This window comes from Sunxiuqinia sp. (assembly GCF_055140945.1).
This window is the reverse complement of sequence record NZ_JBSQYS010000002.1, coordinates 38,368-55,439: the sequence shown is the minus strand read 5'-3', so window position 1 is coordinate 55,439 and position 17,072 is coordinate 38,368. Positions and strand designations below refer to the sequence as shown.

The 17,072-nt window shown below is 41.4% G+C and carries 8 protein-coding genes; all 8 read right to left on the bottom strand.

The annotated features are described in order from the left end of the window. Positions 1–13: 13 nt before the first annotated feature. Complete coding sequence (locus tag ACTB00_RS01040) at positions 14–3,160, bottom strand: DUF6298 domain-containing protein (protein ID WP_463298091.1); 3,147 nt, start codon at positions 3,158–3,160, stop codon at positions 14–16. 122 nt (positions 3,161–3,282) lie between these two features. Next, the gene (locus ACTB00_RS01035; protein WP_463298090.1) at positions 3,283–5,847 is read right to left on the bottom strand and encodes a pectinesterase; all 2,565 of its coding nucleotides are present in this window, start codon (positions 5,845–5,847) and stop codon (positions 3,283–3,285) included. Beyond that, complete coding sequence (locus tag ACTB00_RS01030) at positions 5,847–7,442, bottom strand: pectate lyase (protein ID WP_463298089.1); 1,596 nt, start codon at positions 7,440–7,442, stop codon at positions 5,847–5,849. The genes ACTB00_RS01035 and ACTB00_RS01030 overlap by 1 nt, the downstream gene beginning before the upstream one ends. 29 nt (positions 7,443–7,471) lie before the next feature. Continuing rightward, positions 7,472–8,842: a DUF4861 family protein gene (locus tag ACTB00_RS01025; protein WP_463298088.1), complete on the bottom strand. Its 1,371-nt coding sequence runs from the start codon at positions 8,840–8,842 to the stop codon at positions 7,472–7,474. A 10-nt stretch (positions 8,843–8,852) separates the two neighbouring features. Continuing rightward, positions 8,853–10,439, bottom strand: coding sequence for a pectate lyase (locus tag ACTB00_RS01020; RefSeq protein ID WP_463298087.1), 1,587 nt, complete (start codon positions 10,437–10,439; stop codon positions 8,853–8,855). A 45-nt stretch (positions 10,440–10,484) separates the two neighbouring features. Then, on the bottom strand, positions 10,485–11,174 hold the full coding sequence (locus ACTB00_RS01015; RefSeq protein WP_463298086.1) for a LamG domain-containing protein: 690 nt from the start codon (positions 11,172–11,174) through the stop codon (positions 10,485–10,487). Between the two features lie 126 nt (positions 11,175–11,300). Then, positions 11,301–13,430 carry a RagB/SusD family nutrient uptake outer membrane protein gene (locus ACTB00_RS01010; RefSeq protein WP_463298085.1) on the bottom strand — a complete coding sequence of 710 codons (2,130 nt, stop codon included), beginning with the start codon at positions 13,428–13,430 and terminating at the stop codon, positions 11,301–11,303. A gap of 27 nt (positions 13,431–13,457) precedes the next feature. Further along, positions 13,458–17,051, bottom strand: a complete 3,594-nt coding sequence (locus tag ACTB00_RS01005; RefSeq protein WP_463298084.1) for a TonB-dependent receptor — start codon at positions 17,049–17,051, stop codon at positions 13,458–13,460. Positions 17,052–17,072: the final 21 nt, after the last annotated feature.

The following is a 17,072-nucleotide window of genomic DNA, read 5'->3' as shown; positions in this document are numbered from 1 at the left end:
GATTTAGTATGTGTTATTTCATTTTCAGCCAACAAACAGTGTCCCCTTTAAAAGGAGCTTTTAAGGTAATCATCTTTCCGCCTGTAATCTCCGTTTTACTTTTCAGTAGTTCACCTGTCAGAGGATTGACCCAATTAACGAGATAAGTCGTTGAGTCATCAGTTAAATCAATTTGCAGATCAGTAGATTTACTATAAACAATGTAGCCTGCCCCTTTCTTGCCTAGCGCATATTGAGCAACATCATCTTTTTTGCTCACCAAAGGACTCATTTCAACGGCGTTTTGCAAAAAAGAATCATCGGTCACAGGGATCGTCTCGAAAGAACCGCCTCCCATAAATACGGCCCAATTCTCCAGTTTATTATGTCGTCGCGAATACACAATCGCTTTGGACGGATACAACCGTCTGAATTCACTTACAGCACGGTAGATCTGATCAAATGAAGTTTCACCGACATCCATAATCCTCAGGTATTGACGAGGCGCCAAACTTACACCTCCTACTGGTGCATACAAACTACCATCATCCCGATATTGCCATTGAATGACATCAATAATATCGACAATTTTTGAGCGTTTCGAATCTGCTAAAACCGCATCCTGTACATCCTTTGTCCCCGGAAGCATAACGAGCACATCTTGGCTGTTCTCCTTTTCCCACTCCGCAATAACATCCAGCCAAAACTCAACAAAATGCAAAGGACCGGTGTATTCCAATCCTAAATGATGAATCACGTTCGTGTTGTCTTTAAATTCAGTGAGGCTTTTACGGATGTATTGCTTATGATATTTTTTACGAACCACATGTGTTGTATCGTAAAACTCCTCGGCCATGTAAACACGTTTATCGCCTGCATAATGCGGATTTTCAGCAAAGCCCAGTTCATTGATATTATTGGCCGATCGCCATGGGTAATCAACCCAATGAGCCCCTTCTTCAATAATGTTGTGTTGCAGGTAGTGTTCCTGAATGAACAGCAAGCCATTTTGATCAGCCAGATCTGCAAATCTTTTGAGTCGCATCCAGTACCAGGGATTCCATTTGTTCAAGTCGTATTTGCTCAGGCGATCGAAAGCTTCGCCAAGGCCACTTCGGCTAAAAGGTTGTTCAAAAAACGGAGCCCAGACATCCGCATCTGCTCTTCGCGTGCGGGCATGATCATCGCGACGGCGTTCGTACCATAAGCTCGGATAATGCATCAGAACGAGCGTCCCAGCCCTTTGCATATCTAAAACCAGCGTGTCGATCTGATCAGTTAATCCTCTTCCATATCGTCCGGGAACAAAACGCGTTAAATTTGGAATAGCTTTTTTCACGTAGCTCGGACGTGTTGACCCGCGCCACAGCGAGGTTCGGTCTCTCCCTCCTGTTGCAACTTCGCCCGCAATGGTAATCCATCCATTTGTAATTGATGCCGAAATTGCTGGTTTGTTGGAACCATTCCATTCTTCGCCGTTGCTTTTTGTCCAACGTTTAGCCGTTGAAACATCGTTTTGAATTGGATACTTTTCTATCATTTGGTCAATCCACCCATCCATCGTCAAATCAGGAGTTTTCGATCGTTCACTGTTTCTTGCAGATAATTCGGGACTTGGGGCCGTTGTTTCTCCGGAATCGTAAACCAATATCTTTTGCTCCTCTTCCGACTTTTTACCGGTTCGGGCTTCCAGTTGCGCATAATAAATGCTTTCCGGTTTCACGAAGGTATGTTGTAACTCATGATGCCCGCTGCCATAACCCTGTGCCCAGCTTGCAAACGCCCAGTTTTGAGCTTGCGGAGGAGCATCTAAATGAATTTGAGCTGCGCGGCATTGCCAGCAAAGTGAGTTCGCAGCGGTCCATCCACCACCCTGCCCATCGACATCGCGAAAGGCGAAATTGATGTTTCCTCCGTCAATCGTCATTTTATCGAATAAAATACCCGATGACCAACCACCAACGGCTCCACTAAAATTGTAGGGCAGATAGGAATAACATTGTACAAAAGCATTCGGTCCGGGGGTCGTAAACCCTACTGAAAAAGCATGATAGGCATATTCGGCATAACAACGCTGAAAAAGTATTTGCTGTCCTAAGGTTTGAAATGCATAACGCCTGTAGTTGCCGATCTCACCAACCGGAGAAAGCGACTTGCAGTCTTCAACCGTAATGCGGCTAGCTGTTTCCCAAATTGCCACCGCCGAGCTCACAAAGTTTTCAGCCACGACTCTACGCACCCATCCATCTTGAATATTCTCCATTGTGATGGCCATCCAACGATGATTCTCATCTTTTTTATTGGACTCGTCAAACGCTGAAACACATCGCAAGTTCTCAATTCCGACATGACTAATTCGGCCTTCCCATTCATAGTTGATTACTTTTCCGCTACCAAACTGAGGATCAATCGAATTGGTTAATGGAGCATCTAATTGGATTGAGTTTGAAGTAACAGCGACAACCGTTCGATCCCAATTAAAATCGAAATCGCCTGCATCCCATTTAGTCAGCAGGTAATCCACATAAATCCCAATTTTATCAGCACTAATACTTTCAATCCATTTTTGGGTTGAAGGTCTGTTAACAACAACATGGTCTCCAACTTTAAACGAATGGCCATTTTCAAAAGACAATTCGCTGGTATTAACCGGGAAATAGCGATTTTCCAGTTCCGTTGTGTCAAGCCCGTGCTTGTTATCTATCCCTACAACCTGAATTAAGGTTTCGCGACCAACTCCTGCTCCTAATAAGGTTGTCCCGTCCTCCTGACAACCACTCCCTCTTAACACTACACCTGAAGTTCTAATTTTCAAGCTGCCTTCCAGACGGTAAGTACCTTTTTCCAACAAAACTGTTCCGCGAAACCCGTTTTCGTCAATCGGTAAATCAGAGACATAGTCAATAGCTGACTGAATTAATACCGTTGCATCCTGTTCTGATGACGGCACGATAACTTTTACAGGCACATTAGGAATGGAACTTTCCGAAGCATTAAATCCGCAATAAGAAAAGTCGGGCACCCGATCTCCGTTTTCATTTAATTTATACTCCAGCTTTCCATCCGAAGTAATATGAATCGGAGAATCAGAAGTTGTTTTAAAATGAGCAAATCCTGATTGATCAAAGACATGCATTAAAAATAGAATCAGCAATAGGAGTTTTCCGGATTTTCGTTTCATTTTATTCGATTTTTATGTCAGGTTGGATAGACTAAGGTCACGGACCTATTTGATATTTTCGGTTTCGCTTCTATCATAAATTGTTAAAGACTCGAAACATGACACTAAATTATTCGCACTACTTAAAACCATTCAATTTTTAAATCTTTAATCAGAGTTGCTCCACTACCAATGCTACCGGTATGTTGAATACTAAATCCACCATACGGTGATGGTTCAATTTCGGCTTCCATATCAACTACTCGTTTGACCTGACCGCCATCGTGAGCAGTAAAATACTCCCCGGTGTTTTCAGCATGCACAACTAACTTATTGCCTTTTATTTCAGCGCTTATCAGGCATTTTGGTCGGTAACATGATGCCGATACAGGCTCGCTAATCGCTTTGGCAACTCCATCTTCGTATTTCATTAATATAAAATCGGTGGCATCGCTATATTTCGTCGTTCTGATCAGTCGCAGCGCATAACCGTTCATTTTTTTCAGATCCATTTTTAAGCCAATATCCATGTATTGTGCCCGGGCACTGCTAAATCCCTGACCCGCTGTTTTTGCCGGAACAGCAAGAAAACGAACCTTCATATCACCAAAACTTTCACCAGCCGGTTGATAACGCATCCGTGCCCCCTTTGTTGCTTGCACAAAACCGGTATCGCTAGCAGCACCGTTTACTCCGGAGCCATAATACCATGGATCTTTGCTGTTGTCTGCTTCCCAATTAAAGTCGTGTGTGTCGGCAGGCGCGTAACTATCGAGCGCCCAGAAACCGGGGATTACTTTGGGTTGATGGGCTGTTGACAGGTGTTCAAGATCCGGAATCAACACTTTTGGATTCTGTGTGACATCGGCAGCTGCAATGGTTTTCTGAAAGACTGTTCTCACGGGGTCACCCGGGTGGCAACGCAAATGTTTTGGCGAAACACTGGCCATGATAAAGTAGCCTACGTCTCCCGCAGTGAGGGTGTAAGTTTTTAGCGGCGTGTTAAAACGGGAAACCGCAACTTCAATTGGATTCGAACCATTGGAATCAGTGCATCGATACCAACTCACCAAAGATTGATCTTCATAGCTCATGTCCAGTTCGTAATTCACGTTTAACTGCCCTTTTTCAGAATTCTGAATCTGTGGTAGTTCAATAAACCCAGGAGGTGAAAGAAACGATGGAGTGATGTATAACACAGACGCAGCCTCCAGACCGGAATTTGTAGACGCTGTGACAACCACTTCGCGGGTTTCATCACTTTCATTTGTTGGGATCACCAAACAGGTTCCGTCGCCCTTATCCTGCAATTTAACAAGCTCTATGAAATCAGAAGCCACCGACCAGTTTACATTGATATCTTCCTTTAATTCGTAGTTTCCAAATTTATTGATTGTAGCAGTTAAGGTCAGGCTATCTGTCCCTGTTTCCAGCGTATCTCTTGTTGGCTTGATTATAAGTTGAGTCGGTAAATCAGCATAATCCTGACCATCTTCTTTCTCCGCGTTTTCAACCAATTCTTTCACGCCCATCGGGTCCCAATCATCATTTCCCCGAAGCAAGTTGTAAGTATTGTAAATGACTTTTTCATCATGTACAAAACGATAGGCATTCAAAACAGGTTTGTTCGTCATATCAACAGTTGCATAGGCATGCTGTTGACTCAGAAGAACTGGTGCATTATTTAGACGAATATTGTATTGATAATTGCGTGCTTCCAACGAAGGATGATCTCGCCAGCCCAAGGATGAAAGCGTTTCGGAGTGGAAACGGGTATCAACTACAGCAAGCTGTCCTCCACTTTTGGTAAAATATTGACTGCCACGAGTAAAAGAAGTAATATCGCAATTCAGAAAAACCGCTCCGGTACCGGAAGTTCCCCAAAAAGGTTTACCGCTGTGAAAATCAAACGTACAGTCCAGATAAACCGCTCTTCCATTCAATGCATCATCGGTTGACTCAAAATGGCAACGATCAAACAACGTACGCTTGCTTCCCCAAAAAGGCCCGAGATTCAGTCGGCTGATGAAATTTGTATTCCGAGCGACAACTTTGTCGCCATCAGAAAAAACGAGTTGTGCCTGCACAATGGCGGAGCCACGTTTCTCTCGATTCAGTTTCGGATTGAGCGAATAAACCAAATCGATATTACAATAGTTTCCAAAAGTTATATTTTCGGCACAAAGTCCATCTCCTTTAATATTGAACATGGTGAAATTTCCCTTTGCACCCATCGTTTGCCCACGATTGGAAGCCAGAATCACATCGTAAGGATTATCAGACAAACCAAAAAACTTCAGCCATTCGCACGACAATTCCATTCCAAACGGCGTGCTTTGTCCTTCCTCTGGAAGTCGAATTTCAGGATCATCAGGATCATCAATCCAATACACCCAGGGAGCAATATATAAAGTCATTGGTTCATCTTCCGTTCCATTCGAAATATGATTTACAGCTTCGGTAAACGAATTAAAAACGAACGGAGATCGTTCTGCTTCTTTCTCACTGAGCTGTCCATCAATGTAGAATGCATGCTCACCAAGCTGTATTTTATTGCCTTTGTAAATAATGTAGTTGCCGTCAAAGCGAAGATCGGCATTGAGCGAATTAATCCTTTCCTGACCGGAAGACACCAATGTTGCCCCCAACAAAAATGATATAATCAAACTCTTTAAAAAGAGACACGATACTTTAGATACGCGTTTCATCAGTTCTCTTTTTTAAGGTACTCCATTAGTAATTTCATATTCCGAATGTATTGGCGCGTTGATATATACATTTGATCACTCTCATCAAGATAGGGTGAAGTATCCGAATTGTCGCCAACCATCGTGGATACAAATTCATCTGTTTGCTCTATCTTCTGACCTTCTCCAATGTACGGATTGCTTACCATTGCGTGTTCTACTAACCATCTGCCTTTATCATCCAACGACTGAATAATTTCATCAACGCGTTTTTTCAATGAATCGTTGCGATCTCTAATACTTCTTTGTTCCGTTAAGCCTTTCAAAATCTCAATCCCATATTCTCCGGATTCATTTAGTGGCGAGTTCGCAATGGCTTCATCAGGCGATAAAGAAGCGATTCTTTTGTACTCCTTCTTTAAAAAATCAAGAGGAATGTAGGTTTTCCCACCATAATGGCGCAGCAGCTTTTCATCATTTTGGTCAGTATAATAGTGCCCGTATTTTACATTGGAACCTGTGCGATGCACATAAATGGGATCACCAGTTTCGGGATCGATAAAAGCAGGATGTGTATATTTTCCTTCCTGCGTTTGATCTTCAGGAAGTTGGTTTTGTTCGAGCCACTCAATAGCTGGTGGAATTGCAAGTAGAAACTTTCTTTCGCCGGAAAATTCATAAAACTTGAGAAGAAGCATGCAGTTTTTAAACGTCGCCGAAGGCAAAAGACCTGCCGGCTCATAGGTCCTTGCGCTTGCAGCCTTTAACTCCATGTTTAGTTGTTGACTCCAGCCACCGCTGCCATTCTGGGCAACAAGATAAAAATTCATTGCCCGCCTGATCGGATCTAAAAATCGTTGTTCTCCCAGCAGTACATAACATTGAATCAGAAACTGAATATTGTCCCAGGTCACATCATCGTTGAGCGTATAATAGGATGAATAATCCGCGTTTCCATTTTTACTATAATCAAATTTCAAAGGATATCTTTGCGGCCAGCCCCCCAGTGGATATTGGCTTTCAAGGATGAAATTGATCGCCTTATCGAGAGCTGGCTTATAGGTGGGGTCGAGTTTGGTCATGTACATACGAAGCAAATATCGGGCTGCTCCGGAGGTCACCCCATCGTCGAACGTGCTATTGCCATAGTAATGTTGAAATTCTTCGAGCCGCCAGCCATTTTTACCAATGGTGTTATACCACTTCTTTAGAGAACGATCGCCCCCGAAATCAATCATATAATTCCATCCACCCTGATGGCTTTGTCCCCAAATAAGAGCTGCTGCAACTTTCTTTGCGGCTTCATAATAATACGGATTGCCTGTTGTTTCGTAGGCATCCAGAAAGGAATCCCCCATCGTCACGGTTCCAGGATTTTGGACCCAAATCATGGTTTTGCAGGCTTCCATTTCGCCCCAACGTCGAGAAAAATCGGGTAGATAGTACCATACATATCCACCATTATAACTTACTTCTTCAACCATAAAGCGGGTCGCTTTTAGCATGGACTCCTTGGCCTGGACTGTTAGTTTTTTGGTTTGCGCTGAAGTGATATTAATGATGAAAGAAAAAAGGATCAGAAAAAAAAAGCCTTTTAGGTGTTTAGTTTGTCTCATAAGTTTGTAGTTATTATAGTTTCAACTTCCTACTTCTGTTCAGCCTTCACAAGGCTAATCATCAGTGGGTTATTGTATTCCAATTCACATTTTTTTACGTATTCGGTAAATGAAATTTGGTTGTTGTACACAGCTCCTTCCGACCAGGCATTAAGCAACATGTATTCGTAACTATTATTTGCATCGGGACTTACCCGAAAAGTATGGTTCCCTTTGAAATCTTCTATAAAATGATACTCCGGTTTGTATTGGGTTTTAACAATTAAGCCAGCCCCAATGAACGGTAGGCGCCATGCATCACGGTCATCAATATTTTCAGGGTCTTTAATATTTTCCGGACCTGATGAAAGCAACATCCCATTTTGCTGGATGAAAAAGTTTTCCTCGGGTTTTTTGCGTATCCCGCAGCCCATGAGCACTCCGGATTGTTTGGGAAAGAATTGCGTATAAACCACTTTCGATGTGCAGTAGCTTTGTCCGGCATAAGCAGTGTAGTACTGGTTGTATTCGTAAAAGCCATTACCGGTATCCCAGTTCATGGTTTTTATTTTTATGGTCGATCGAAGCGGGCCATTACTGATTACTTCGTAGGCGTAACGGGTGTCCGAAATTTGCCCGGCGTTCCATAACGAATTGGGCGCTAGTCTTTCGTGCGTGGGCGTAAAGCGCGGACGACTTATTTTTTCCGGTTGACCGGCAAATTCGAACAAACAAATGGCACCACCGCCAAAACTAAAATCAACACTTTGAATATCGCTTCCAAAATCTTCATTTTCATATACTACCCCGTAACCATCAAGGTTTTCCATGTACAGGCGGTTCGACATAAGCATCGGTTTGCGTTTTGCAAACACATCGACACTGTTTGCAAACCATATTTTCCATCCTACGTTTTCACTTTCCCAGAATGGCATTTGATGGCGGCAGTAACTACCAATGTTGGCATGTGTGCGGTGCGGGTTCCAACCCCGTATGTTTTCGCCAAAGTAGATGTAAACGGTTTTCTTTTCTTTTGCCTTAATATTCACCTGGAAAAATAGTTCATCCCATATTCCGTCTTTATCAAGGTCATCGAGTTGATGAAAAATAACATGGCCGTTGGTTTCCTTCCGCAATTGATGACCTCCGTTGCGTTCTAAAATTTCCGGGCTTGGCTCATCTGCCGATGGTAGTATCGGGTCAACAACGGTAATCCACATTTCATGAATATCGGGCATTGGAAAGTCATCGCGCGAAATAATAGCCGGACAATTTTCCCTATCAATATTTAACGAATTTTCGATTGTATATTCCAAACGAAGATTTGGCTCAAAGTTTCCTTGTGTGTACCAACTCTTTTGTTGGGAAAATACTCCTGTGGAAATGAAAAGCGAAAAAAATACGATTGTGATGTGTTTCATGTTTAGTGTTTTATTGGTTAAGATAGCAAATTAGTCTGAACATATTTTCAATGTACGTACTGGTAGATATTCCTTTTGTATCTTCGGAAAATCGGAAAGGAGATGTGTCATACTTATCACCATTCTGCGTGCAACTGAAGTCGCCTTCGGTAGGTTGAACAGGGCCATCGCCAATGTATGGGTTTGAATAAGCAAACGTTCCTTCCCAGTAGGGTTTAATTCTTAGGTCATTTATAATCTGTTGGGCATCTTGTTCGATTACCGGATGAATAGTACCACTTACAAATTTTGGAAGTTTCTTTCTTTCAGTTGTTTTTAATGGCGAATTCTCTGATGCTTTTTCCGGGCTAAGCATTTTCAAATGGGCAAAACGATCTTTTAATCTTTGCAGATTAAGCGATCTCATTGAAAATGTGGGCATCCATTGGTTGAGGTGATTATAGTCGGCGAAGTACTTTCCGCTTGTGGCATTTGATCCTGAGCGATGTACATAAAGTGGTTTATTGGTGCCAACTTCAACGCACGAAGGATACAAATCAAAACCTGGCAATATCTCCCGGGGGTAGTATTCCTTAAATTCTTCCGGTAATTTTATTGATTCAAGAAACTGAAGTGCTTCAGGGATACGGGTTAAAAATTTGGTTTCGCCGGTTAATTCATAGTAGTCCATCAGTAAACCGATACACGAATAGGTTGCCCCGGAATAGATTCCGGCAGGTTCATATGTTCTTGCGCCGGTTGGTTTCAAATCTGTTGTAAATTGCCACGACCAGCCGGGTTGTGGTGCGTCTTGCTGCAAGATCATTATACAATTCATCGCTCTTTGGATGGGTTCGAGCAAGCTGGAGTCGCCTAAAAGTTCAAAGCAGGAAACCAGAAAAAGAACATTGTTCCGGTGAACATCGTCATTTAATGTTATGAATGAACTATAATCGGGATGATTATCTTTTTGATAGTCGTTGTTTAAAGGAAAGCGCTGAGGCCACCCGCCAATCGGATATTGACTTTCGAGTACAAAAAGAATTGCCTTTTGAAGTGGTATCTTAAATTGTGCATCATTTTTTTCCTGATACATTCTCAATAAAAAATATGCCGGACCAAAGGTTGCTTCGTCATCAAAGGTTGCGTTTCCGTAATAATGCTGAAATTCCTCAAGTCGCCAGCCATTTTTGCCAATGGTGTTGTACCAATCAATAAGTGATTCTTCTCCTGCAAAGTCGATCATGTAATTCCAGCCCCCGCTATCGAGTTGCCCTTTGATGAGCGCCTGTGCGGCTTTTTCTGCTGCCTGATAATAATACTCATTGCCTGTTGCATGATAGGCATCCAAAAATAATTGTCCCATGGATGGTGTTCCGGGCGCCTGTGTCCATATCATAGTCGGTTTGGCTTCCATTTCGCCCCAACAACGCGATCTGTCAGGCGTGTAATTCCACACATATCCACCATTATAACTTACTTCTTCAACCATAAAGCGGGTCGCTTTTAGCATGGTTGATTTAATCTCTTTTACTAAAGGTTTGTTTTGAGCTGATAACAATTGAAATGAAGTCAGTAAAAACAATGCAAGGATCGCATTTACTCTTTTAGCTTTCATATCAGGTTAGTTTAAGTTGTCAAGTTTAGTTCGTTTTCGTTGTAGTCACATTTCGAATGATAAAAAATCCTTCGGTGCTAATTGCCTCGGCGTAATCTTTACTTTGTAAATAGCTCCCTTAAACCAGGAAACTTTATTTTGCCGAACTCCGATGGAGGTTTGCCCTGAGATTATAGGCATCATTTCGATTTTTCCTTCCAATTCTTTTTCATGATTGACGTAGGTGATCAGTTGTCCCTCGTTCACCACCAAAGCCACATGATACCACTGATCGAGTGGATGCAATATACTTGGGTCAATTAATGCAATATCGTCTTTACCACTATTCAGGTAGGCATCAAAATACCAGTCAGTTTCTGTAGCACGAATTTCAAATAACATTCGGTTATCAGAAACCTCACCAATATGTACAAAACGCTGCTCAAAATTACTTTTACTAGAAGGTTTGAATATTGCTTCAACTGTATAGTTGGATAAATTGTACAATGGTAGAGAGTCTAAAAAAATCGCATCATCAACCCCATCAAAAAATACTGCGCTACCAAAGGGGCTTTCGATTGTCTCGGGAGATCCTAAAATGGTAACAAGCGAAGAATCAGCTTTTAGAAGGTCGGCCATATTCCACTTTAGATCGGAACCAGTAACCAGAGAATTGACTTGGGCTTGAGAATACGTTGGAGCTGTAATAGCAAAAAAAATAGTGAAGATAAGATAAGTTAGAGATAGTCGGTTCATGGTAGTTTAGTTCATGGTATTTCGCTTTTTGGAATTAGAAAGTTAGTAAGATTTTTGCGGTTAGTGGTTTATTTAAAAAAATCCGTCAGAAGTTCTGACGGATTTTTTTATTATATCAATTGTTACTTATTGTTGATCAAAACCATATCCATTGGTTATTAGTCCGTCAGAAGTTGCAATTGTTTGAGCATTCATCGGGATCAAGTAGATTGGTGCAGTTCCTGGTACATAACCGATGAAAACATAGTCTGAATACTCAGCTTCATATTCGATTAACCACTGCCCCCATTTTTGTCTTTCATACCCGTCTGCTTCAAGAGCTGTAGCTTCAGCGCCATCCGGATCAATGTGAGTGAACAGACCTTCGATAGCTGTGTTTGTAGCGTAATTGCCATTGTAATCAGCACCGACGCCAGCACCCCCAACGTTTTCCCAATTGTTGTATTGACCTCTCCATCCTGGGTTTAATACTGGATCTTCCATATCTGGAGCCTTAGTTGTTAATCTGTATCCATACATTGATTCTGCGTCAACTTGCTTAGTCCAAACATAGTTTGAGATCACGTTACCGTTAGGGAATTGGTAGTATCCATTAGACTTTAGTCCATTGATCATTTCAGTAAGATCATTACGCAGATCTGCAATCATTTCAGGCAATTTACCATTTCTGATCATATCCCATTTACGAAGACCTTCGCCACCAAACTCCAGCTTTCTTTCTGTAAGAATAGCATCTAACAATGCTTCACCTGATAAGCTATTAATGTAGTTTGTAACTTTCTCTGATTGCATATCCTCAGGAAATGCGCGACTCCGAACTTTGGTCAATTCTGCTTTGGCATTACCTTCTTCACCCAGCACGGCATAAACTTCGGCAAGCATTAAAACAACATCCGACATGCGCATATAGGGGTTATTAACTCCCGACTGGCGTTGCTTTTGATAATAAGGTGGGTTCATGCGGTTTTCATCCCATTTGTTTAAAGCAAGACCACCATTGGTTTTACTTCCTGGCTCTAAACTCAATAATGTTTCTCTACCATTACCCTGGCTCGCTGTAACTGCAACAGTCACGTCACGCCTCAAGTCGTAAGGATCAAAGTCGTTGTAGTAATAGGTTGGATGCATTCTAGCTTGTCCGTAACTTTTGGCTGGATAAGCATTAGAACCACCACCCCCGGATGGGCGACCAAATGCGTATGGACGTTCTGAATATACGCCTTGTGTTTCAGCAATCTCATAAATAGACTCGTCTGATACAACTAAATTAAGCATTTGCTGGAAAACATACTGGAATGGATTTCCAAATTCTTCGCCATTAGGACCTGTTCCTCTTGGATCTGTCTGCACAAGTGTGGCGGAGCCGGGATTAGCAATAACATCTGACAAATATTTCTTCGCTTTTTGATAGAATTGTTGGTAATCGGTACGACGGGTATATACTCCACCACTGTATTCGCTACCAATTTGCTCGAACGAGAGCGTATTTCCATCAAGGTTTTTGTAAAAGTCGGCACCCAAGTCAGTACGACGGGTCGCATAACCACCTGCAAACAAACACAACCTGCCTACAAGTCCTTCAGCATAAGTACGAGTCATTCTTGTTTTAGAAGAAAACTGATTCTCTCCTGCACGGAACATCAATGGGATTACTTCTTCCAGTTTTTGAATCTGATACTCGTAAATTTCATCGCGCGATGTTAATGTTGAGTCGATTTCCAAATTTGAAATTTGATGTGGCACATCGCCATAGTAGCGACAAAGCTCATAATACATTGTTGCTCTTAAAGCAACAGCCTGTCCGTAAATATTCGATAAGTCTGTTGGCTCACCATTGGCTATCCATTCAGGATACAAATCTGTCTCCTCATAGTTGGAGATCAAAATATTACATCTCGCAATAACATCGTAGGCTCTGTCCCAAGCGGGATCACCAAAATCAATGTTAAAACCTGAAGTTCCTCCTTCGTATAGATTTTCAGGAATATGACGTTCCTGAGAAGTATATTTCTCTGGATGTCTTTCCGCATCGGAACTACAAACGGTTAAAGAATAAAACAACCCATTAGAGTGAATTCGGCTATCTCTCCAAACTTCGTAAGCTCCATCCAAATAGGCTGTTGCACCACCCGGATCAGAAAGTACGAATTCAATATCGGTATCAGATAGGGAGGATTGTTCCAAATAATCGCTACACGATGTGTATGCAAACATTGTCCCTACCAACATAAATAAATATAATATCTTTTTCATCATGTTTTAATATTTTTCTTTTAATTAAAATTAAAAATCAACACTTAATCCAAAAGTATAGGTTCTAGATCTTGGATAGGCTCCAAAATCAAGTCCTGGAGTTGGATAAGCACTTGATGTTTCGCGAGTGTTTACTTCAGGATCAAGACCAGAATATCCTGTTATAGTCAATAGATTTCCACCTGTGAAATAAAGTCGCAATCTTTCAATACCTACACTTTGTGTCATCATACTTGGTAGAGTATAACCAACAGTCAACGTATTTAAACGTAGGTAATCAGACTTTTCAAACCATTCTGAAAGAGTCAGACCAAATTCGTGATATGGCAAGTGATATTTAGCATTTGCATTTAAAGCATCCAATGCTTCAGGATCGGTTACAGCAACAAGATCACCAGATGCATCAACATCGTAAACCCGATATGCATCACTAACGAAACCAAGTCTATTAGAACCAAATGTGTTGTCTTTACTTCCGACTGTGTTCAACAGCTTAGAGATATTATACACATGGCCTCCCATCGCATAAGTAAAGTTAGCGCTAAAGTCGACACCCTTATAGAAAGCGCTCAGTCCAAATCCACCTGTATGACGAGGAATAATTTCGCCTAACTCTGTTGCGTCGTCTGGTGTGATTGTTCCGCTTCCGTCAGTATCTTTAATTTTCAATGCACCTGGGAAAATCTGAGAACCAATACTTACTGTGTTACCTTCTGCATCAGTTCTGACTACATCAAATGGATTTGGATAGTTACCAGTTTGGTTAAACCCATCGTAGAATGGCACACCATCTCTCAACATGTATTGTCCTGTACCCTGGTCGTAAATGAAGTCATCTGTCGTATAAAAGCCATCGTACTCATAGCCGATCACTGTACCAACAGGAGTTCCTTCATTAAATAAGAATTCTTTTCTTGGATAAGTAGAAGAAGAGTTCCAGTCTGTTCCGTAATCGGTAATGATTCCTTCCGCCAGTTCTTCAATATTGTTTTTATTATAGTTATAAGTAGCATTCACGCTCAGGCTGAAGTCTTGCTCCCGAATAATGTCTGCTCCCAGCGAGAATTCAATCCCCTTATTGGATGTTTTACCAATATTTTGAAATTGAGTAGTAAATCCTGTAGTAGGATTAACAGGGACTTCACCTAAAAGATCTTTCGTGTTGTTCCAATAAACTTCAAGCGATCCGTAAATACGGGTGTTAAACATACTATAATCAACTCCAAGGTTTCTTGAAATAGTAGTTTCCCATTTCAAATCAGAATTTGGTAAAACTCCTTTTGGATCATAGGTAATAACACCGTTATCAGAAAAATTAACGTCATAAAGGGCGTTCCAAGCATCGTAAGGGATGTTGTCAGCACCAGCCGAACCTACAGACAAACGTAGTTTCAAGTTGTCAAGCCAGTTATTGGTACTTTCAAAAAATGGTTCGTCTGAAACGCGCCAAGCTAATGCTCCAGCAGGAAAATATCCCCAACGGTTATTAGGTGCAAATTTTGATGATCCATCAGCACGCATAGTAGCTGTAAAAAGGTAACGTCCTTTGTACGAATAGTTGAATCGGCCAAAGCCTGAAATCGTAGTTGATGCTACGCCAACATTATTGTAGAAATTAAAATTTGTCTTTGCAATGGTATACTGATCATTTGCAGCATCATAATCTGCAAACTGCGCGAATTGTATCTTCGCCATAGCTGTCTTAAAATCAAAGTTAGCAGGGTATCCTTTGCCATAGATTCTGGTGCTAGTAGATTGAGATTTACTCATTTCGTAACCACCCAAAACAGACATACTATGATCATTTCCTAGGTTTTGAATCTGCCAGTTCAATGTTGTGGAGGAACGATAGCCGTAACCTCTTTGCAACGTTAGTTGCGCTTCTCTGTCCTGAATCCTATTGTTATCATCTGCAAAAGCAACACCTGCATCATAGAACTGATCCTCACCATGTTTTCTATTTGCTGCAAATTCAGTTCTAAAAGTCAACCCATCAACAATATCCCAGTTGATGTATGCAATACCTCTAAATCTATTGTCATAGTTGAAATTCTCAATATCCATTGTTCTGGTATATGGATTGTAAGTTTGATCCAGATTCACATCACCGTTACCAAAACCTGGTGCTTGCGTTAGATCGCCGTGTCCATAGATATATTCGGAATCAATAGGACTAAACAGATAAGCACTTGACAAAAGTGTTCCTCTACCGTTGGTAATGCTTTCTCTTCCTTCTGTAGTAGATTGTACGTAGCCAATATTAAAGCCAATCGTCACGTCATCGTACAGCTCGTGCTCCAATTTAAGAGATGCGTTGTATCGTTTGAAACCAGACTTGATCTTGATACCTTCGTCATCGACCATATTTGCGTTGAACGCGATTGTTGTCTTTTCAGTTGCACTGGATACGCTGATATTGTGTTCCTGTGTCATGGCTGTGCGAAGAAGATCATTGGTATAATCGTGAACTGGTACATTAGCGTAATCAGCGTAATTATTACCGTAAGCAGATCCCAATCCGTAGTAACTCGCCATTGCGTCAGGTGCATTACCACCAAAAGCAGTCATATAGCTCCATTGATGAAGAATATAGTCTTGTGCACTTAAAACGTCATTCGTTTTAGCCGCTTCCTTTGACTGGATATATCCACTGTATGATACCTTGGTTTTTCCCTTTTTGGTATTTAAACCTTTTGTGGTTACGAGGATTACGCCATTAGCACCTCTGGATCCATAAATGGCAGTAGAAGATGCATCTTTCAACACGTCGATTGATTCAATTTGATCGGCAGGAATTTCGTTCAGTGAGCCTCCCGGAACACCGTCAACAACAACCAATGGATCGTTTGATTGAGTGATAGAACCTCCCCCACGAATCCGAATGTTTACATCAGCACCTGGTCTACCATCTTGCGATACGACTGATACACCAGACAGTTTTCCTTGTAAGGCCTGAGCTACATTAGCGACAGGATTCTGTTTAAGATCTTCAGTTTTAATCGAGGAAACAGCACCTGTCAAGTCTTTCTTTTTTACCACACCATATCCAATAGCGACCACTTCTTCCAACCCAATGGTTTCTTCTTCAAGAATAACATCTATGTTTGATCGTCCATTAACGGCCACCTCTGAACTTTTCATCCCTACGAAAGAAAATACAAGAACACCGTCACCTGGAACATTTGTTATATTATACTTTCCGTCGAAATCAGTAATTGTTCCTGTTGTTGTACCTTTTACAAGTACTGTAACTCCCGGAAGTGGAAATCCACCGCCATCAGTAACAACACCAGATACAGATACCACTTGTTGACTAACAGTGTTTACAGGAGTTAAAACGATATGGCGCTCTTTTACAAGAACACTTACGTTTGAATCATCAAAAATCTCAGCAAGAACAGTTTCAACATCCTTATTTTGAATTGATAAATTGACCTTACGATCAACATCAATTAACTCACTATTGTATAAAAAATAATAGTTTGACTGTTCTTCAATTTTCGCTAATACATCCTTTAAAGACGTATTTTTAAGTTCAAGGTTCAACTTTGCAGTTTGCGAGTAGGTTCCTACCGCAAACGTCTGGAAAGTCGTCACCAATACAATCAATAGTACATTACGCATAATTGATAAAGTTTTTTTATA